Source organism: Paenibacillus antri, assembly GCF_005765165.1.
Classification (GTDB): Bacteria; Bacillota; Bacilli; order Paenibacillales; family YIM-B00363; genus Paenibacillus_AE; species Paenibacillus_AE antri.
This window is the reverse complement of record NZ_VCIW01000001.1, coordinates 683,571-704,550: the sequence shown is the minus strand read 5'-3', so window position 1 is coordinate 704,550 and position 20,980 is coordinate 683,571. Positions and strand designations below refer to the sequence as shown.

Below are 20,980 nucleotides of genomic sequence, written 5' to 3'. Positions count from 1 at the left end.
GGTATAGACTGGGGTTATGATAACGTTATTGTATAATAACATAACAAAAATAACAATATCGATTTCCGGAGGTTTTGTATGCGCGCAATGAAATATAAAGACGCCTCGCTGCCGATAAAGGAGCGCCTCGACGACTTGCTCGGCCGGATGACGCGGGAAGAGAAGATCGGCCAGCTCGTGCAGCCGATGGGCTGGAAGACGTATAAGAAGGAAGCGGACGGCACCGTGTCGGTGACGGATTCGTTCAAGGAAGACATCGCAGCGGGCGGCGTCGGCTCGCTCTACGGGGCGCTTCGCGCCGATCCGTGGACGGAGGTGACGCTCGAAACCGGACTGTCGCCGAGACAAGGCGCGATCGCCACGAACGAAATCCAACGGTACGCGATCGAAAACTCGCGCCTCGGCATCCCGATCCTGTTCGGCGAGGAGTGCTCGCACGGGCATATGGCGATCGGCGCGACGGTGTTCCCGGTGCCGCTGTCGGTCGGCAGCGCGTGGAATCCGGAGCTGTACCGCGAGATGTGCGAAGCGACCGCGCTCGAGACGCGCAGCCAAGGCGGCGCGGCGACGTATTCCCCGGTGCTCGACGTCGTGCGCGACCCGCGATGGGGCCGGACCGAGGAATGCTTCGCGGAGGATCCGTATTTGATCGGCGAGTACGCGGTCCAAGCGATGAAAGGGCTGCAGGGCGATTCGCTCGACAGCGACCGCACGATGGTCGCGACGCTGAAGCATTTCGCGGCATACGGCAGCTCGGAGGGCGGCCGCAACGCGGCGCCCGTTCATATGGGCGCACGCGAGCTGCACGAAATCGACCTGTACCCGTTCAAGAAAGCGGTCGAGGCGGGCGCCGCCTCCGTCATGACGGCGTACAACGAGATCGACGGCGTGCCCTGCACCTCCGATGCGTACTTGCTGAACGACCTGCTGCGCAAGGAATGGGGCTTCGACGGCTTCGTCATTACCGACTTCGGCGCGATCCAGATGCTCGTTCACGGCCACAACACGGCGGCGAACGGGGAAGAGGCGGTGGCGCAATCGCTGCGGGCGGGCGTCGATATGGAGATGTCGGGCTTCATGTTCCGCAAGCATCTGAATTCGGCGATAGAACAAGGGCTTCTCTCGGAAAATGACCTCGACGCCGCCGTCCGCCGCGTGCTGGAGATGAAGTTCCGGCTCGGCTTGTTCGAGCGGCCGTACGCCGACCCCGACCTCGCCGAGCGCTCGATCGGCTCCGAGGCGCATGTGCGGCTCGCGAGACGCCTCGCGACGGAAGGCGTCGTCCTGCTGAAGAACGAAGACGGCGCGCTGCCGCTCAGCAAGTCCGTCGGCAAAGTCGCGGTCATCGGGCCGAACGCGAACCATACGTACAATCAGCTCGGGGACTACACGTCGCCGCAGCCGCGCGGCCAGATCGTCACCGTGCTGGACGGCGTTCGCGCGAAGCTCGGGGAAGATCGCGTGCCGTACGCGCCGGGCTGCCGCATTAAAGGCGACTCCAAGGAAGGCTTCGAGCCGGCGCTCGCGTGCGCCGCGGAAGCGGACGCCGTCGTGCTCGTGCTCGGCGGGTCCAGCGCGCGCGATTTCGGCGAAGGGACGATCGACCTGAAGACAGGCGCTTCGGTCGTGTCGGATAACCCGTGGAACGATATGGAATGCGGCGAAGGCATCGACCGCTCCACGCTGAACCTGATGGGCGTCCAGCTCGAGCTGGCGAAGGAAATCCACAAGCTCGGCAAGCCCGTCATCGTCGTCTACATCAACGGCCGTCCGATCGCGGAGCCGTGGATCGACGAGAACGCGCACGCGATTCTCGAGGCATGGTATCCGGGACAGGAGGGCGGCAACGCGATCGCGGACCTGTTGTTCGGCGATGCGAATCCGTCCGGACGGCTGACGGTGACGATTCCGAAAGACGTCGGTCAGCTGCCGGCGTACTACCATTCGAAGCGCACGCGGGGCAAGCGGTACCTCGAGACGGACCTCGAACCGGCGTATCCGTTCGGCTTCGGGCTCAGCTACACCGAGTTCACATACGACAACGTCCGCGTCTCGCCGGAGCGGATCGCGCCAAGCGGCGAAGCGACGGTCAGCGTCGACGTGACGAACGCCGGCGCCGTCGCCGGCGACGAGGTCGTCCAGCTGTACGTGTCTGACGTGACGGCGTCGGTGACGCGGCCCGAGATCGCGCTCAAGGGCTTCCGTAAGATACGCCTTGCGCCGGGCGAGACGCAAACCGTAACGTTCCGCGTCGGACCGGAGCAGCTGCAGCTGCTCGACAAGAACTTGAAGCCCGTCGTCGAGCCCGGCGAGTTCCGGCTGCTCGTCGGCCGCCACTCGCGCGATCTGACGGCTTGCAGCCTATTTGTAACGGAGGAGAAATCGCTATGATTCGCATCCATAGATTCCTGACCGATCTAACCGAGAAGATGTGGCTGGACGTCGTCGAGCTGCCGGAATGGCATCTGCAGCGAGCCCGCTATATCCGCCCCGGCGAATACGAGCTCGACGAGGCGAACGCCGGCGTACAGCCGATCGGCGCGTTGGACGGCAAGCACGGCACGACGTACTTCATGAGCAAAACCGTCGACATCCCCGCGACGTGGACCGGCGACCCCGTCGGCCTCGTCTTCGAGGGAGGCGGCGAAGGGCTGCTGCGCGTCGACGGCGTGCCGTACCACGGGCTCGACCGGAACCATACGTTCGTGCCGCTGCCGCCGGAGCGGGTCGGATCGTCGCCGAAGCTCGAGATCGAGCTGTACGATCCGATCCCCGAGCCGCACGATCCGCTGAACCGGCAAGCCGTCATCCAGCCGCCGATCCGCGGCGTCCGCGCGGCGCTGGTCCGCGTCAACGCGCCGCTGCGGAGCCTGAAATATAGCGTGGCCGTGCTGGCCGAGGCGCTGCGGGCGCAGCCGGAGCAGGATCTGACGCGGGGGCGGCTCGTACGCGTGATCCACGACGCGATGGACGCGATGTACGCCGAGCCGGAGCGCTGGTCGGACGGCTCATGGGTGCGGTCGTTCGAAGAGGCGCTCCTCGCGAAGGTGCGCGAGGAAGCGCCGGAGGATGCGCGCGACGGCTTTATGCACATGGTCGGACAGTCGCATATCGACGTCGCCTGGCTGTGGCCGGTGCGGGAGACGGTGCGCAAGACGAGTCGGACGTTTTCTACCGTATGCACGTTGATGGAGGAATACCCCGAGTTCACGTATTCGCAGAGGCAGCCGCAGCTGTACGCGTTCGCGAAGGAGCGGTACCCGGAATTGTATGAAAAGATCAAGGCGCGCGTCGCGGAAGGCCGCTGGGAGCTCGTCGGCGGCATGTGGGTCGAGCCGGACCTCAACATCCCGAGCGGCGAGTCGCTCGTCCGCCAAATCTTATACGGACAACGATTTTACGAAGCGGAGTTCGGCAAGCGTTCCAACATCGAGTGGCTGCCGGATACGTTCGGATACTGCGCGTCGCTGCCGCAAATATTGAAGCTCGCCGACATTCCGTACTTCATGACGACGAAGCTGAACTGGAACGACACGAACCCGTTCCCGTACGATCTGTTCGACTGGGTCGGCATCGACGGCACGTCCGTCGTCGCCTACCTCAACCACGGACTGAACGAGCATACGCGGCCGAAGGACGTCGACGAGCACTGGAAGTCTTACAAACAGAAGGACGTTCATCCGGAGCAAATGCTGCTGTACGGGCACGGCGACGGGGGCGGCGGCGTGACGGACGAGATGGTCGAATTCGTCCGGCGCGCGGAGCTCGCGGTCGGCCAGCCGGTCAGCCGGTTCAGCACGGCCGCGGCCTTCTTCGATAGTGTAGGGAAGCGCCGGCCGCGGCTGCCGCAGTGGCACGGCGATCTGTACCTCGAGCTGCACCGCGGGACGTACACGACGCACGCGCGCAATAAGCGCAGCAACCGCAAAGCCGAGGCGTTGTACCGCGAGGCGGAGCTGTGGGGACGGTTCGCCGGCGCGGCCGGCCGCGAGGCGAAAGAGCGGCTCGACGCGGGCTGGAAGCTGATCCTCTTGAACCAGTTCCACGACATTATACCGGGGACGTCGATTCCGGAGGCGTACGTTACGTCCGCGGCGGAGTACGAGGAAGCGTTCGCCTTGGGAGACGGAGCGCTGAAGGGGGGGATCGAGGCGATTGCGGACGACGTCGACACGCGCGGCGAAGGGCAGCCGTACGTCGTGTTCAACGGACTCGGCTGGGCGCGCGGCGACGTCGTCGACATCGCGGGCGACGCGGCGCTCGCCGGCCTTGCCGCATATGACGCGCAAGGCGAACGTCTTGCGTCCGACCTGCGCGTCGAGGGCGAATCGCGCACGCTGTCGGTATATGTGCCGGCGATCCCGGCGTTCGGGCACAAGACGATCTGGCTTCGCCCGGCGCCCGAGGCGGCGGCTGCGGACGACGGGGCGGACAACGCGTTCCCTCTCGCGTGGGAGATGGATTTCTACACGCTCGAATTCAACGATGCCGGGGAGATCGTCCGGTGGTACGACAAGGACGCGAAGCGGGAGTGGCTGCGTCCGGGCGACAAGGCGAACGAGCTGCAGCTGTTCCACGACAAGCCGACGTATTGGGATGCGTGGGACATCGATCCTCGCTTCGAAGCGCAGCGCGCGGGCGGCGTCGAGCTGATCTCGAAGGAGGTCGCGTTGCGGGGCGAGACGCAGGACGTGCTTCGCTTCCGCTGGAAGCTGAACGACTCCGTCGTCCGTCAGGACGTCGTGCTGTACCGCCATTCGCGGCGGGTGGACTTCAAGACGAAGGTGTCTTGGGCGGAGCGCCACAAGCTGCTGAAGGTCGCCTTCCCCGTCGACCTCGTCGCCGCGAAGGCCGCGTACGAAATTCCGTTCGGCGCCCTGGAGCGCCCGACGCATACGAACACGAGCTGGGAGCGGGCGCAATTCGAAGTATGCGGCCACCGGTGGGCGGACGTATCCGAGCGGAACGGCGGCGTGAGCTTGCTGAACGATTGCAAATACGGCTACGACATCAAGGGTCGGACGATGCGCCTCAGCCTGCTCCGCGCGCCGACGTGGCCGGACTTGAACGCGGACCAAGGCGAGCACGAGTTCACGTATTCGCTGCTGCCGCACGCAGGCGATTGGCGGGACGCGCACGTCGCGCGCCGCGCGATGGAGCTGAACCATCCGGCGGTCGCGATCGAAGCTTCCGCGCATGCCGGCGCTTTGCCTTCGGAGCATGCGTGGATCCGCCTCGACGCCGAACACGTCGTGCTCGACGCGATCAAGGCGGCCGAAGACTGCTCGGGCACGATCCTGCGGTTCTACGAATCGTCGGGCGGCCGGGAGACGGTCCGCGTGCAGTGGGCGCAGCCGTTCGCGAAGGCGTCCGTCGTCAACTTGCTGGAGGACGACCTCGAGGCGCTGGCGCATCGCGAGGGCGCGTTCGAGCTGTCGTTCGCCCCGTTCGAAATCAAGACGGTGAAGCTCGTTTCGCCGGAAACAGCGGTGTAGGAGGAACACGAACCCATGGAACAATTCAGACTGCCGAAAGCGAACATCCCCCACCTAGAGCTCCCGGACGCGATTCGGCGGACGCTGGCGGAGGCGGATGAAAAACTGGCCGGCCGCCCGAAGCTGCAGCGGCTCTTCCGCAACTGCTTCCCGAACACGCTGGAGACGACGACGAAGCGGATGGACGACGGCACGACGTTCGTCATTACGGGCGACATCCCCGCGATGTGGCTGCGCGACTCGGTCGAGCAGGTCATCCATTACGTGCCGCTCGCGAAGGACGACCCGGAGCTTGCGCGCATCGTCGCCGGCCTCGTCCGGCGCCATGCGATGTACATCAACATCGACCCGTACGCGAACGCGTTCAACGAAGCCGCGAACGACTGGCATTGGGACGCGAACGACGAAACCGACATGTCCCCGTGGGTATGGGAGCGGAAGTTCGAGCTCGACTCGCTCTGCTTTACGGTGCGGCTCGCCTATGTGTATTGGAAGGAAACGGGCTTGACGGACATTTTCGACGAATCGTTCAAGCTCGCGATGCGGAACATCGTAGACGTCTGGAAAACGGAACAGCGCCACTTCGAACGCTCCCCGTACCGGTTCATGCGCCGGAACTGTCCGGCGATCGATACGCTGCGCAACGAAGGTCTCGGCATGCCGGTCAACTATACCGGCATGATCTGGTCCGGCTTCCGGCCGAGCGACGACGCCTGCGAGTTCCATTACAACATCCCGGCGAACATGTTCGCGGCCGTCTCGCTCGCCCAGTTGCAGGACATCGCGCGCTGGGTGTACCGGGACGAAGCGTTCGTCGGCGAGATGAAGAGGCTCGAGGACGACGTCCGCCACGGGATCGAGCTGTACGGCACGTACCGCCACCCGGTCTACGGGAAGATCTACGCGTACGAGACCGACGGCTTCGGCAACTACGCGCTCATGGACGACGCCGGAACGCCGAGCCTGCTGTCGATTCCGTATCTCGGGTACGCCGACGCGAACGACGAGACGTATCGGAACACGCGGCGGTTCATCCTGAGCTGGGAAAATCCTTTCTATTATGAAGGGACCGCGGCCAAGGGGATCGGCAGCCCGCACACGCCGCCGGGCTACATCTGGCCGATGGCGCTGTCGATGCAAGGACTGACTGCCGCGGGCGACGCGGAGATGCTGGATACGATCGCCGTGCTGGAGGCGACCGACGCCGACACCGGCTATATGCACGAAGGGTTCCACGCCGACGACCCGGCGAAATTCACCCGCTCTTGGTTCGCTTGGTCGAACAGTCTATTCGCGCAGCTCGTCCTGCGCGCGATGGGGAAGGGCTTATTGGACGGGGAAGGAGGGAAGAGGGCATGAGTTACCTCATCGGATACGTAGGGGACCGCGCACTGCCCGACTTGACGGCCGACGCCGCGCGGAAGCTGACGCATATGAACGTCGCGTTCGGCCATGTGCGGGACGACGAAATCCGCATCGACCATCTGGAGCATCTGCGCGAGCTTGAACGGCTGAAGCGGGAGCATCCGTCCCTTAAGATTCTGCTCTCCGTCGGCGGCTGGAGCGCCGGCGGCTTCTCCGAAGCGGCTTCGACGGAGGCCGGCCGGCGCCGGATGGCGGAATCGGCGATCGATGTCCTGACGCGATTCCCGTTCGACGGCATCGACCTCGATTGGGAATATCCGTGTTACGCCGAAGCCGGCATCGCCGCCTCTCCGGACGACAAGCGCAACTTCACGCTGCTGCTGCGGGACATGCGCGAAGCGTTCGACCGGAAGGCTGCGGAGGACGGCGGGGCGTACATGCTGACGATCGCCGCGGGCGCCGATCAATATTACGTCGACGGGACCGAGATGGACGAGGTACAGCGGTACCTCGATTACGTGCAGCTGATGACGTACGACATGCGGGGCGGCTTCCAGACGTTAACGGGCCATCATACGAATTTATATACGCCTACGGGCGATCTGTTCCGCATCAGCGTCGACGCGTCGGTTCGGTTGTTCGAGCGGGCCGGCGTGCCGCGGGAGAAGCTGGCGATCGGCGCGGCGTTCTATTCCCGTATGTGGAAGGACGTCCCGAACGTCAACCGGGGACTGCTTCAGATGACCCCCGGCTCGGGCGGGTACGGTCCCGACTACGGCGAATTGGCCGAGCGGTACATCGATAAGAACGGCTTCGTCCGCTATTGGGACGACGAAGCGAAGGCGCCGTACTTATTCGACGGAAGCACGTTCATCACGTACGACGACGAGGAGTCGCTGGAGCATAAATGCGATTACGTCAAGCGCGAAGGGCTGGCCGGCATCATGTTCTGGGAGTACAAATGCGACCCGTCGGGGCGGCTGCTCGACGCGATGTATCGGAATTTATAACGCGAAATCGCGTATCATTTTCAAAAAAGGGAGAGTGGCGAAGCATGAAGGTCGGATTAAGCACGTACAGCTTGCTGAACGCCTTGAAGTCCGGGGAGATGACCGTCTTGGACGTCGTCGATTGGATCGCGGCGAACGGCGGGGAGCATATGGAGATGGTGCCGTACGGGTATACGGTCGAGGACAATCACGAGCTCGCCGACGCGATCCGCGAGAGGGCGAAAGCGGCCGGCATCGAGCTGTCCAACTATTCGATGCCCGCCAACTTCGTGCAGGACACGGAAGAGGCGTTCGATGCGGAGATCGCGCGGGTGAAACGCCACGTCGACGTCGTCCATCGCATGGGCGTGAAGCATATGCGTCACGACGTGACCGCGTTCACGCTGCCGAAGGAACAGATGACGATCCGATGGTTCGAGGAGAGCCTGCCGCTGATCGTGAGAGGAACCCGCCTCATCGCCGATTACGCCGCGCAGTTCGGCATCACGACGACGATCGAAAACCACGGCTTCAGCGTGCAGGCGAGCGACCGCGTCCAGCGCGTGCTGCAGGCGGTCGACCGTCCGAACTTCAAGACGACGCTCGACATCGGCAACTTCCTGTGCGTCGACGAGGATCCGGTCATCGGCGTCATGAAAAATCTGCCGTACGCTTCCTTGATTCATTTCAAGGACTTCTATCTCCGGCCGTACGACGAGCATCCGGGCGACGGCGTCTGGTTCCGGACGGCGAACGACAACTTCCTGCGCGGAGCGATCGTCGGACACGGCGATCTTCCGATCCGCAAAATCGTAAAGCTTATCAAGGCGTCGGGCTACGACGGCAACATTACGGTCGAGTTCGAAGGCATGGAAGAGTGCAAGACGGCTTCGAAGATCGCCATGGACAACGTCCGCCGGTTGTGGGAAGAGGCTTGATCGAAAGCTCCGACATAGAAGTCCGCTACTCCCCGAGCGCCCAACGGAGCGCTTCGGGGAGTTCGTCTTGCCAGAAGCCCCAAATATGCTTGCCGGCCTTTTCCACGTAACGCACGTCCGCGCCTTTCGCCTCAAGCAACGTTCTCATCCGACGGTTCGCCTCGAGAAAATCGAACGTCCCCCGGCTCGTCGCCACCGCCGTCTCTTCCGTACCGATCAGCTGATACAGCCGCAGCCAAGACAGCTCCTCCGCCCCCGCCGATTCGATCGCGGACAGCGAGGAGTCAAGGAACGCCCCCGACAATGCCACCACGCGCTGAATGGAATGAGGAACTTGTAGGGAAAGATGTAAGGAGACCGTGCCGCCCAGCGAGTCGCCGACCAGCACCCGATCCCCGGCGCCCGTGCGGACGGGGTAACGCGATTCGACGAACGGTATCAGTTCCTCGAGGAAAAAGCGGCTGTACGCCCCGAACCGGCTTCCGTCCGGCGCGTATTCGTCGGTCCGGTTCGGCATGTCGACATCGACGCCGACGACGAGGAACGGCTCGAACCCTTCGTCCAGAATGAGCCGCGTCGCATGCGTCGCGATGCGTCCGAAGTTGAAGCATTCCTCCCCGTCCTGACAGTAGACGACGCGGTGCGACACCAGCTCGTTGTAGCCCGGCGGCAAGAACACCCGAAGCGATCGTTCCTTGCCCAGCGCCTGGGAAAATACCGTTTCTTTCAGCACGGTGCGGCGGGCGTATTCGTTCGCGGCCATGCGGTTCACTCCTTCTGTTTCACTGTTGTTCCATCTGTATTATTTGTTGCAATATTGTTATTATAACAGCAAAAATCAATTTTATCGCGTGAAAAGTAGCCAATTCGAAAATTGTATTATATAATTTATTAACGCTGTTTCATCATCAGTAATCCCTGATGCAAGTAACTGTTTCATATACTATTAAGCGAGGTGTACCACCACGTGAGCAGCAAAACCATGAATCGCGCTTACGAAGTGAAGCTCGACAAGATCGAGCCGTTGCAAGTGTTATCGCCGGAAGGCAAGATCGTTAACGAAGAGATGCTGCCGAAGTTTACGAACGAGCAGCTTCGCGAACTGATGCGCCGCATGGCGTTCACCCGCGTCTGGGACCAGCGCGCGGTAAGCCTCAACCGCCAAGGCCGTCTCGGCTTCTACGCGCCGGTATCCGGCCAGGAAGCGGCGATGATCGGGAGCGAGTTCGTGCTGGAGAAGGAAGACTTCATCTGCCCGGGTTACCGCGATATGCCGCAGATCGTCTGGCACGGTCTTCCGATGTATCAGGCGTTCCTCTATTCGAGAGGCCACCAGCACGGCGGACAAATTCCGGAGGACGTTCACGTGCTCATGCCGCAGATCATCATCGGCGCGCAAATCGTCGAAGCGGCGGGCGTGGCGATGGGCCTCAAGCTGAAGGGCAAGAAGAACGTCGCGATTACGTACACGGGCGACGGCGGCTCCTCGCAGGGCGACTTCTACGAAGGCATGAACTTCGCCGGCGCGTTCCAGCTGCCTGCGATCTTCTTCGTGCAAAACAACCAATACGCGATTTCGACGCCGATCTCGAAGCAGACGGCGGCCGGCACGATCGCTCAGAAGGCCGTCGCTGCGGGCATCCGCGGCGTGCAGGTCGACGGCATGGACGTGCTCGCGGTGACGGCCGCGGTGCGGGAAGCGCGCGAACACGCGCTGGAAGGCCGCCCGACGTTGATCGAAGCGATCACGTACCGGTTCGGCCCGCACTCGATGTCCGGCGACGACCCGACGAAGTATCGGACGAAAGACGAGCAGGGCGAATGGGAAGTGAAGGATCCGCTCGTCCGCTTCCGCCGCTACCTCGAGTCCAAGGGCCTCTGGTCCGAGGAAGACGAGAGCAAGACGGTCGAAGAAGCGAAGGAGCACGTGGCGGAGCAAATCAAGCGCGCGGAATCCGTCGACAAGATGACGATCGCGGGCTTGCTCGAGAGCATGTTCGAAGAGCCTCCGGTTCATATCCGCGAGCAAATCGAGTTGTATAGCGCGGGAGGAGAGAAATAAGCATGGCAAACATGACATTGATCGAAGCGATTCGCGACGGCCTTAGAGTCGAACTCGCTCGCGATCCGAAGGTATTGTTGTTCGGGGAAGACGTAGGCCACGTCGGGGGCGTATTCCGCGCGACGGAAGGGCTGCAGAAGGAATTCGGCGAGACGCGCGTATTCGATACGCCGCTCGCGGAATCGGGCATCGGCGGCCTCGCCGTCGGCCTCGCGGTGCAGGGCTTCCGCCCGGTCGCGGAAGTTCAGTTCATCGGCTTCGTGTTCGAAGTGATGGACCAGATCGTATCGCAAGCGGCGCGCATGCGCTATCGTTCCGGCGGCGCGTACCAAGCGCCGATCGTATTCCGCACGCCGTTCGGCGGCGGCGTCAAGGCGCCGGAGCTGCACGTGGACAGCCTCGAGGGCTTGTTCCTGCAGACGCCGGGCATCAAGGTCGTTATTCCATCCAATCCTTACGACGCGAAGGGTCTTATGATTTCGGCGATCCGCGACAACGATCCGGTCTTCTTCATGGAGCATCTGAAGCTGTACCGTTCGTTCCGCGCCGAAGTGCCGGAAGGCGAATACACGGTGCCGATCGGCAAGGCGAACGTCGTGAAGGAAGGCAAGCACGTCACGATCATTACGTACGGCGCGATGGTCCACACTTCGCTTAAAGCGGCGGAAGAAATCGAGAAGTCGCGAGGCGTGAGCGTCGAGGTCATCGACCTGCGCACGATCATGCCGATCGACATCGAGACGATCGTCGAATCGATCAAGAAGACGAACCGCGCGATCGTCGTGCAGGAAGCGCAGAAGACGGCGGGCGCCGCGGCGGAAATCATCGCTCAAATCAACGAGAAAGCGATTCTCCATCTGGAAGCGCCGGTGCTCCGCGTCGCGGCTCCGGATACGGTCGTCGCCTTCGGACAGATCGAGGACGAATGGCTGCCGAATCCGAAGCGCGTCATCGAAGGATTGAATCAAGTACTGGACTTCTAATATAAGGAAAAGGAGGCGCGCAATCCGTATGGCAACGTTCGAATATCGGATGCCGGAGCTCGGCGAAGGACTTCACGAAGGTGAAATCGTGAAGTGGCACGTGAAGCCCGGCGACACGATCAAGGAAGACGACATCTTGATGGAAGTGCAGAACGACAAGGCGGTCGTCGAAGTGCCTTCGCCGGTCACCGGCGTCGTGAAAGAAGTGAAGGTGTCGGAAGGCACCGTAGCGGTCGTCGGCGACCTGCTCGCGGTCATCGACGCGGAAGGCGAGCTGCCGGTGTCCGCGCATGGCGGCGGCCACGGCGAAGCGCCGGCTCCGGCTCCGGCGGCGGCTCCTGCGCCTGCGGCGCCGGCCCCGGCCGCTGCGGCGGAAGCGCCGAAGGCGGCGGCGGCAGCCGCAGGTACGCCGGGCAACGTCGTCGCCCCGGGCGCCGTCTTGGCGACGCCGAGCGTGCGCAAGCTGGCGCGCGAGAAGGGCGTCGACCTCGGTCAAGTGAAGCCGACGGGCAAGCACGGCCGCATTACGAAGGAAGACGTACTAGGGTTCGTTCCGGGCGCCGCGGCGCCTGCGGCGGCGGCTCCGTCCGCGGCTGCGGAAGCGGGCGTTCCGGCGGCTGCGGCCGCCGCGAAGACCGTCGTTACGGGCGAGCGCGTCGAAGAGCGCGTGCCGTTCAAGGGCATCCGCAAGGCGATCGCGGCCGCGATGGTCAAGTCGGTGTACACGGCTCCGCACGTTACGATCATGGACGAAGTCGACGTGACGGCGCTCGTCGAGCTTCGCGGCCGCGCGAAGGCGATGGCGGAGAAGCGCGGCGTCAAGCTGACGTACCTGCCGTTCATCGTCAAAGCGCTCATCGCGGCGCTTCGCGAGTACCCGATCCTCAACTCGACGTTAGACGAAGCGGCGAACGAGATCGTCTACAAGAAGTACTACAACATCGGCATCGCGACGGACACCGACAACGGTCTCATCGTGCCGGTCGTGCACGACGCCGATCGCAAGAATATTTACAGCATCGCAGGCGAAATCCGCGATCTCGCGACGCGCGGACGCGACGGCAAGCTGGCGCCGAACGAGATGAAGGGCAGCACGTTCTCCATCACGAATATCGGTTCCGCGGGCGGTATGTTCTTCACGCCGGTCATCAACTTCCCGGAAGTGGCGATCCTCGGTACGGGCCGCATCTCCGAGAAGCCGGTCGTCAAGAACGGCGAAATCGTCATCGGTCAAGTGATGGCGCTGTCGCTCAGCTTCGATCATCGCCTCATCGACGGCGCCACGGCGCAAAACGCGATGAATCACATCAAGCGTCTCCTGGAAGATCCGGAGCTCTTGATCATGGAGGTGTAACGCGAGATGGTAGTCGGAACGTTCAGTACGGAAGTCGACGTCATCGTCATCGGCGCGGGCCCCGGCGGTTACGTCGCCGCGATCCGGGCCGCGCAGCTCGGCAAGAAGGTCGTCATCGTCGACCGCCGCGAAGTCGGCGGCGTCTGCCTCAACCGCGGCTGCATCCCGTCCAAGGCGCTGATCTCCGCGGCGCACCGCTACGAGCAGGCGAAACACAGCGACCACATCGGCATTACGGCCTTGGACGTGAAGGTAGACTTCTCCAAGGTGCAAGAATGGAAGCAATCCGTCGTCAATAAGCTGACGGGCGGCGTCGGTTCGCTGCTCAAAGGGCATAAAGTCGAAATCGTCTCCGGCGAAGCGTTCTTCAACGCGCCTAACATCGTGACGGTCACGAGCGGCGACGACAACACGACGCGGTACGAGTTCAAGCACTGCGTCATCGCGACGGGCTCCCGCCCGATCGAGCTGAAGCCGTTCCCGTTCGGCGGACGCATCTTGTCCTCCGACGAGGCGCTTGCGCTGACGGAAATTCCGAAGAGCCTGGTCGTCATCGGCGGCGGCTACATCGGCGTCGAGCTCGGCCAGACGTTCGCGAAGTTCGGCTCGAAGGTGACGATTCTCGAGGGCGCGGATCATATTTTGCCGGGCTTCGAGAAGCAGCTGAGCCAGCTCGTCGTGAAAAACCTGAAGAAGCTCGAAGTAGACATCTACAACGGAGCGCTCGCGCAGAAGTCCGAGCAGACCGACAAGGACGTCACCGTAACGTTCAAAGTCGGCGAAGAGGAGAAGTCGGTCACGGCCGAGTACGTGCTCGTCACGGTCGGCCGCCGGCCGAACACGAACGACATCGGCCTCGAGTCGATCGGCGTGAAGATGAGCGACCGCGGCGTGATCGAGGTCGACGACCAATGCCGCACGAGCCTCGAGCACGTGTACGCGATCGGCGACATCGTCCCGGGCCTCGCGCTCGCGCATAAAGCGTCGTACGAAGGCAAGGTCGCCGCGGAAGCGATCGCGGGCATGGACAGCGTGATCGACTACAAGGTCATCCCGGCCGTCGTGTTCTCCGATCCGGAGATCGCGAGCGTCGGGTTGTCCGAGACGGAAGCGAAAGAGAAGGGCTTTAATGTGTTAACGGGCCGCTTCTCGTTCGGCGCGAACGGCCGCTCCCTGGCGCTCGACAACGCCGACGGGTACGTGAAGATCGTCGCCGACAAGGATACGGGCGTCGTCGTCGGTTCGCAGATCGTCGGACCGGAGGCGTCCAACCTGATCGCCGAGCTCGGCCTCGCGATCGAGATGGGCGCGACGCTCGAGGACATCGCGCTGACGATTCACGCGCATCCGACGCTCGGCGAGATCGTCATGGAAGCGGCGGAAGGCGCGCTCGGTCACAGCGTGCACCAGATGAATAAGTAACTTTCGGTACCTTCTCCATGCAACGCCGTTTTGCGAGCTCGACTCGCAAGGCGGCGTTTTTTAGTCCCCTGCTTCTTCTCGCTTTTTTGAAATTGTCTTTAACTCAGGAGACCGAACTTCGGAAGATCCCTTCTCCATCGCGGAAGTTGCCGTTAGGTCCTTCCTGAGTTAAGGCAAAAATGAAAAATAACGATTATGAGGGTCGGGCGGAACCTTCCGGCAAGGTCGACGCGTCTACAATGATGACAAACGGAATGATGAAGGAGCGCTGGTCTTGTTGTTGAAAAGAGGGTTGATCTTTATCGGAGCGCTCGCCGTGGCGCTTTCCGCCGTCATGGCGGATCGATGGGAGGGGGAAGGAGAGACGAACGCCGTAACGGCGGGGACGTCCGACACGACAGTCTCCGAGACGGAGGTGCCGCCGACGCAGCCGGCGGAGTCCCTCGATCGTCAAGAGCTTCCATTGCCGGAGGCGCTGACCGCGGTCCTGAACGATGAGAGGACGCCGCCGGACGAAGTCGAGGAACGCGCGAAGGCATTCGCGGCGGCACACGATGTGCAGCAGGAGCCGGCGACGGTCGTTCGGGAGGATCTTGATGCGGACGGCGTCGCGAACGAGTGGGTTTATGTAATGTTCCAAGACATTAAGCTCGCTGGAACAGAGGAATCGATCCGACGGGCCGCCTACGGAGGCGTTATCGCGTACGTAGGCGGAAATTACGAGCTTCAGGGCTTTGAATTCCCGGACGAGAGCTACGGCCGGGCGAAGCTCGCGACGATCGCGGAGCTGACGGGAGACGGACGTCCCGACCTCGTATGGGCTTCTTTCCAGGTCGGCGCGCATACGTCGCTTGCGTCCTATACGGTGTCGTCATGGGCGGACGGAGCGCTGAGCGCGATCGACGGAACGGCCGAAATGCCGAACGCATCCGACATCGTGGCGAAGGACGGGCGGTTGTCCTTGTTCGGCGGCATGATCGGTTCGGCGGGCGCGGGGCCGTGGCAGCGAGAATATACGGACGAATACGTCGTCGCGGACGGCGCGCTCGCGCATGTCGATCGAACGTTCGCAGCGTCGCCGACGTCCTACCACCGTCTGATCGACGCGTTATGGGCGGAGGCGCTAGGTCAAACCGAGCGGGCGAAGCGGCTGCTTGCCGAAGCGATCGAGCTGGACGATGCGAGTTATGCCGGCTATGCGTTCGACGCGAAGGACGGAGTGGTCGAGGGCGGCGCGGATCCGGAGCTGGAAGCGTCGTTCGAGGCCGCGGTGGAACAGTTCGCCCGCTTTCGGTTGGCGCTGCTCGCGCGTGTCGAATCGGGCGAAAGCCGCGAGGATGCCTGCGCGGGCGCGCGGGAGGCGCCCGGATACGATGGGACCCTCCTTCCGAGCCTGAACTCTCCCTTCGGCTACATGAATCCCCAATGGAACGAGCAATCGATTTGCGCCGGTATCGACGAGTTGGAATTGTAATCCGGAGGCCGGCTTACTCCAGAAATAACGTCTCGTACGGGTGATCGTTCGTGTCGTTCCGGAACTGGCGCGGGGAGAGGCCGAGGTATTGGCGGAACACCTTGCCGAAGTAGCTGGGGCTCTCGAAGCCGCACAGCTCGCCGATGCGCGAGACGCTCTCGTCGGTGCGCCGCAGCAGCGTAACGGCCGCTTCCACGCGCCGGCGACGCATGTATTCGAGCGGCGAGACGCCGAGCCGGCTTTGGAACAAGCGGCACAAGTACGCCGCGGATACGCCGCTATGGGCGGCGATCTCCTCGAGGCCGAGCGGCTCGCGGAACCGCTCCTTCATGAGGCGCGTCGCCTTGCGCAGCGGCGCCGGCAGATCGGGCGCCGGCGCGTCCGCCGCTTCCTGCTCGAGCATGGAGACGAGGAATCCGTACGCTTGCGTCGACAGCTCGACGGCGTCCGTGACCCGGTCCTCCGAGACGGTCCGGTACAGCTCCCAGCCTCTTCGGATCGCGCGGGAACGGGGAGACAGCCGAACGACGGGGCCGTGCCGTTCGCGGATGCGTTCCGCGAGCCGGGCCGCGTCTTCGCCGGCCATATTGATCCAGAGGAACTCCCAGGGGGCTCCGGAGTCCTTTTCCCAATAATATCGGTAATCGCCGGGCACGGTCACGAGAATGCCCGAGCCGGGAGGCACGGACCAGGTTTCGCCGCCGTATCGCAGCTTCCCTTCGCCGCTAAGCGTATATTGGAAAATGACATGCCCGCGATCGGGCCTCGTCATGCCGTGATGCCCGTAGCCGGGATCGTCGGTGTATTGCCAGCCGATCGAGTCGAGCCGCAGGAACGGAACGGCTTCGGCGTAGCGGAAGGCGTAGGCGCCTTGTTTCATTTTCGAGAGGGCTCCCTTCATCGTTCGTTGCAGGTCAATGCGGTGATGAAATTGTAGCATGATCGGCGGAAAATGAGTACCCGAAAAGCGGCGACGCACAAACGAAAGGTCAATATCGTTATAGTTCGGTTACGATTTTCGGATTGTGGCGGGAAGTCGGGCTTGCTACGATGAGAGCAGGAAACCGACGAACTCGAAGGGGATGGAATCATGTTCGAAACCAGATGTCTCAGCTCGTTAAGCAAGGTATTCGCCGACGAGGCGCTGACCGACGCGCCGGTGCGGGAAGGCTCCGCGCTGTGGGGGGAGACGTTCAGCTTCCAAGTCGCGTACCGTTCCGAAACGCTGCTCCCGGCGCTTCGCATTCGCGCGGCTTCGCCGCTTGAGCCTTATATCGCCGTTCGCGCCGTCGGCCTGTCGCCTTCCGATCTGCCGGCGTATTCGAATCCGGACGAGGGGTACCTGCGGACGACGCCGGGACTGTACCCGGATCCGCTGTTTCCGGCGGGCGACGACCTGCGCGCCTTGCCGAAGCAATGGCGATCGCTGTGGGTGACGGTGACGCTGCCGGCGCTGGCGGAAGCGGAGGCAAGCGCGCTTGCGGGCAACGGGCCGGAGGCTGCGTTCCCGATCGAGATCGTCTTGACGGACGCCGAGGGGGGCGAGCTCGGGGCCGAGAGGTTCGAGCTTACGGTCGTGCGCGCGGAGCTGCCGGAGCAGCGGCTGCTGCATACGGAGTGGTTCCACGCCGACTGCATCGCGACGCGGTACGGGGTCGAGGCGTTCGACGAGGCGCATTGGCGGTTGCTCGAGACGTATTTGGCGAATGCTTACAGCCACGGCATCAATATGATATTGACGCCGCTCTTCACGCCGCCGCTCGATACGGCGATCGGCGGCGAACGACCGACGATGCAGCTGGTCGGCGTCGAGGAGACCGGCGACGGCGAGTACCGGTTCGACTTCGCGCGGCTGGACCGTTGGGTCGCGACATGCCATCGGGTCGGCATCCGGCACTTCGAGATGTCCCATCTGTTCACGCAGTGGGGGGCGAAGCACGCGCCGAAGATCGTCGCCGTGCGCGACGGGGTAGAGAAGCGCATCTTCGGCTGGGACACGGAAGCGGCCGGCGAGGCGTACGGGCGCTTCTTGGATCAGTTCCTTCCGGCGTTAGTGGCGTATTTGAAGGAGAACGGGCTGGAGAAGAACGTCTACTTCCACGTGTCCGACGAACCGATCCCGGACAATCTGGAGTTTTATCGCGCGGCGAAGCAGGTGCTGATGCGGCATCTGGACGGCTTCGCGTTTTTCGAGGCGCTGTCGGACTACAGCTTCTACGAGCAAGGGCTCGTCCCGATCCCGGTGCCGGCGAACAATCACATCGAGCCGTTCCTTGCGGCCGGCGTCGAACCGCTCTGGACGTACTATTGCTGCAGCCAGAACCGAGACGGGGTCGCCAACCGGTTTTTCGCGATGCCGTCGTCCCGCAACCGGGTGCTCGGCGTTCAGCTGTACAAATTCCGGATCGCGGGCTTCCTGCAATGGGGGTATAACTTCTGGTACTCCCAATATTCCAAGCGGGAGATCGACCCGTTCCGCGTGACCGACGCGGGCGGCGCGTTCCCGTCCGGCGACGCGTTCGTCGTCTATCCGGGCGCGGACGGTCCGATCGATTCGATCCGCTGGGAAGTGTTCCGGGAGGCGCTGCAGGATTTGCGAGCGCTCGAGCTGCTCGAGTCCCGGATCGGCCGAGACGCCGCGCTGGCGATCGCGGAGGAGGAGCTCGGCGGCGAGGAAGGCATCTCGTTCCGGATGGGCGCGCCGGACCCGGCGCGGTTGCTTCGCGCGCGGCAGCGCGTCAACGGTGCGATCGCGTCCTCGTACGCGACAGTAAAGTAAGGTTTCATTCAGGAGAGGTTGTCCCCGTCTAGGAGGCGAGGGGCAACCTCTTTTTCCGTTGGTGCGGGCGGGAGCGCGAAACGGCGTCAAAATTTGAGCAGTTCGCGAGAAAGAGATCAAAATTTGAGTAGTTTGATACGGGTCAAGTTGCGATGGATGGCGTCGGCGGGTAGTGGGCGGACGGAGAGCGGCGGAAAACCGGGCGCGAGCGCGAAATGGTGTCAAAAGTTGAGCAGTTGGCGAGAAAGGGATCAAAATTTGAGTAGTTTGGTACGGGGCAAGGTGAGAGGGAGGGCGTCGGCAGGCAGTGGGCGTGCGAAGAGCGGCGGAAAACCGGGCGGGAGCGCGAAATGGTGTCAAAAGTTGAGCAGCGACAGGTCAAGAAGACCGTCCGGCTTAGGTATGCCGGACGGTCTCTTTATCGTCGTTAGGATGCCGTCGGGTCGTAAACGGCGCCCATAAACAGGATCGCGCCGGTTCGATCGTCCCGAATCGCGAAGAAGAAAGGTCGATTCGCCTCGAGCTCGAACGAGACGACCGGGGCGGAGGTGACGCCGGCCTCGACGCTGGTGACCGCGGCGGCGACGGTGCCTTGCTCCTGGACGTCGACGAAGACCTTTTGCTGGACTTGCTTGAGAAATACGGCGTTGTTCCCGGTTAATTCGGTCATCCGCGAGAAGTCGGCGGCCTTGTCATCGAACGCGACGCCCATGCCGAGATTGTCGAGAGCGTCGTTCAACGGGAGGTTCTGTTCCATTTTGAACTTGGGCAGGCCGACGACGCCGTGAGTCGGCGCGAACGCGTTCATATGTCGGTTCCACTGCGCGGCGTCCATCGACTTCATCCAGTCGTCCAGCGCGACGCCCTCGTCGGGAACGAAGACGACCATGCTGGCCTCGCGGCCCGCGTAAGGGAGACGCACGGCTTGGAAACCGTCGCCGTCCAAATACGGGAGCGTCGCTTCTTGGAACATCATCGACGCGTCGACGTCGCCGTTCGGGCCGTCGAACGGACGGACGGTAGTCCGATCCTCCCGAAACGGGGAAGCCCAGTTGGCGTCGAAGTAGATCGCGTTCAGCAGCAGCAAGATCGAATCTTCGGCCAAAGGCTCCTCCAACAGCTTGTCGATTTTGCCGTTGGTCTTCTCCCGAACCCAACCGTTGATCCGCGCCGTCGCTTCCGCGGATTGCAGGTCCAACGTCTCGACGGCCGCGTCGTACCGGGCGCGATTCGTCTCGAGGAACGCCTCGCGGAACGGCACGCCTTCATCGGCCCATAAAGAGTTGGCGAGCGCAACCTGTATGCCGTCCGTGCCGCGCATCAATACGTCGGCCAACGCCTCGTAGCCGGCCTGGATCTCGTCGTCTTCAAGCGAGTCAAGCGACAGCGTGCGCTTCATCGCGTCGAGCGTCTCGCCCTCGGCGCCGTTCATCGTCATCGCGAGCGCGATGGAGAGGCTGATCGGGGAGAAGAAGCGGTTGCCCGCTTCCTTCGCCGACAGCTCGCGATAGACGTCGAACGCGAAGCGCGTCTGCGCTTCGACGAGCCGCGGGTCGACGTCTGCCGGCGCGAAGCGGGCTTGTTGCAAGGGAGCCGTCGGTTCGCCGCCGTTCGGGGAAGGGGTGACGGTCGGCGCCGATTGCCGCGCCTCGCCCTCCGCCGGGGCGGTGCCGTTCGCTCCGCATCCGGCAAGGCTCGCCGCCAGCGCGGCCGAGAGGGCGAGCGCCGAGATCTTGTGTAGGTTCATAGTCATACCTCCTATACGTGCGAATCCTTTCTCTTATGGACGGGATGTTGCGCCGGGAGGTTGCAGTAAGGAGCATCCTCGAAAGGTATGACCAAGAGGACGTCTAGCGAGGAAGGTCATTTTGCTCTTAGCGTAAAGCGGCGGTTGGCAGGCGAAACGGCAGAGATAAGCGCGAATGTGAGGTTAAAGCGGCGGTTGGCAGGGAAAACGGCAGAGATACGCGCGAATGTGAGGTTAAAGCGGCGGTTGGCAGGGGAAACGGCGGAGATAAGCGCACATGCGAGGTTAAAGCGGCGGTTGGCGGGGGAAACGGCGGAGATAAGCGCATATGTGAGGGTAAACCGCCGCGGAGGCGCCGGCAGGCGCAAAAAA

14 protein-coding genes are annotated in these 20,980 nt (G+C 63.0%); 11 read left to right on the top strand and 3 right to left on the bottom strand.

What is annotated here, in order from left to right; all coding sequences use genetic code 11:
- Positions 1 to 87: 87 nt before the first annotated feature.
- The 5 genes from FE782_RS02775 to FE782_RS02755 are packed head-to-tail and all read left to right on the top strand — an operon-like array spanning position 88 to position 8,787.
- Entirely contained in the window at positions 88 to 2,391 is a 2,304-nt protein-coding gene (locus FE782_RS02775; protein WP_138192430.1) for a glycoside hydrolase family 3 N-terminal domain-containing protein, read from the top strand.
- Positions 2,388 to 5,495 (top strand): alpha-mannosidase, encoded by a 3,108-nt coding sequence (locus FE782_RS02770; protein WP_138192250.1) that lies wholly within the window; start codon positions 2,388 to 2,390, stop codon positions 5,493 to 5,495. Before FE782_RS02775 ends, FE782_RS02770 begins: the two co-directional genes overlap by 4 nt.
- 15 nt (positions 5,496 to 5,510) lie before the next feature.
- Positions 5,511 to 6,854, top strand: a complete 1,344-nt coding sequence (locus tag FE782_RS02765) for a glycoside hydrolase family 125 protein (protein ID WP_138192248.1) — start codon at positions 5,511 to 5,513, stop codon at positions 6,852 to 6,854.
- Complete coding sequence (locus FE782_RS02760) at positions 6,851 to 7,870, top strand: glycoside hydrolase family 18 protein (protein ID WP_138192246.1); 1,020 nt, start codon at positions 6,851 to 6,853, stop codon at positions 7,868 to 7,870. The genes FE782_RS02765 and FE782_RS02760 overlap by 4 nt, the downstream gene beginning before the upstream one ends.
- A 44-nt stretch (positions 7,871 to 7,914) precedes the next feature.
- On the top strand, positions 7,915 to 8,787 hold the full coding sequence (locus FE782_RS02755) for a sugar phosphate isomerase/epimerase family protein (RefSeq protein WP_138192244.1): 873 nt from the start codon (positions 7,915 to 7,917) through the stop codon (positions 8,785 to 8,787).
- 25 nt (positions 8,788 to 8,812) lie between these two features.
- Here FE782_RS02755 and FE782_RS02750 read toward each other — a convergent pair whose 3' ends face one another.
- Positions 8,813 to 9,550, bottom strand: coding sequence for an alpha/beta hydrolase (locus FE782_RS02750; RefSeq protein WP_138192242.1), 738 nt, complete (start codon positions 9,548 to 9,550; stop codon positions 8,813 to 8,815).
- A 219-nt stretch (positions 9,551 to 9,769) separates the two neighbouring features.
- Here FE782_RS02750 and pdhA point away from each other — a divergent pair, with 219 nt between their 5' ends.
- From pdhA to FE782_RS02725, 5 genes are all read left to right on the top strand, one after another.
- On the top strand, positions 9,770 to 10,849 hold the full coding sequence (pdhA, locus tag FE782_RS02745; RefSeq protein WP_138192428.1) for a pyruvate dehydrogenase (acetyl-transferring) E1 component subunit alpha: 1,080 nt from the start codon (positions 9,770 to 9,772) through the stop codon (positions 10,847 to 10,849).
- 2 nt (positions 10,850 to 10,851) lie between these two features.
- Positions 10,852 to 11,832 carry an alpha-ketoacid dehydrogenase subunit beta gene (locus FE782_RS02740; RefSeq protein WP_138192240.1) on the top strand — a complete coding sequence of 327 codons (981 nt, stop codon included), beginning with the start codon at positions 10,852 to 10,854 and terminating at the stop codon, positions 11,830 to 11,832.
- Between the two features lie 28 nt (positions 11,833 to 11,860).
- On the top strand, positions 11,861 to 13,186 hold the full coding sequence (locus FE782_RS02735; RefSeq protein ID WP_138192238.1) for a dihydrolipoamide acetyltransferase family protein: 1,326 nt from the start codon (positions 11,861 to 11,863) through the stop codon (positions 13,184 to 13,186).
- Positions 13,187 to 13,192: 6 nt separating this feature from the next.
- Complete coding sequence (gene lpdA / locus FE782_RS02730) at positions 13,193 to 14,608, top strand: dihydrolipoyl dehydrogenase (RefSeq protein WP_138192236.1); 1,416 nt, start codon at positions 13,193 to 13,195, stop codon at positions 14,606 to 14,608.
- A 274-nt stretch (positions 14,609 to 14,882) separates the two neighbouring features.
- Positions 14,883 to 16,082, top strand: a complete 1,200-nt coding sequence (locus tag FE782_RS02725; protein ID WP_138192234.1) for a hypothetical protein — start codon at positions 14,883 to 14,885, stop codon at positions 16,080 to 16,082.
- Between the two features lie 13 nt (positions 16,083 to 16,095).
- Here FE782_RS02725 and FE782_RS02720 read toward each other — a convergent pair whose 3' ends face one another.
- Positions 16,096 to 16,962: an AraC family transcriptional regulator gene (locus FE782_RS02720; RefSeq protein WP_158299227.1), complete on the bottom strand. Its 867-nt coding sequence runs from the start codon at positions 16,960 to 16,962 to the stop codon at positions 16,096 to 16,098.
- 210 nt (positions 16,963 to 17,172) lie between these two features.
- On the opposite strand from FE782_RS02720, the gene FE782_RS02715 reads away from it, so the two are divergent.
- A complete protein-coding gene (locus FE782_RS02715) occupies positions 17,173 to 18,861 on the top strand; it encodes a DUF4091 domain-containing protein (RefSeq protein ID WP_138192230.1) in 1,689 nt (562 codons plus the stop codon).
- Positions 18,862 to 19,288: 427 nt separating this feature from the next.
- Here the strand turns inward: FE782_RS02715 and FE782_RS02710 are convergent, their stop codons facing one another.
- Positions 19,289 to 20,608, bottom strand: a complete 1,320-nt coding sequence (locus FE782_RS02710; RefSeq protein WP_158299226.1) for a serpin family protein — start codon at positions 20,606 to 20,608, stop codon at positions 19,289 to 19,291.
- Positions 20,609 to 20,980 lie beyond the last annotated feature (372 nt).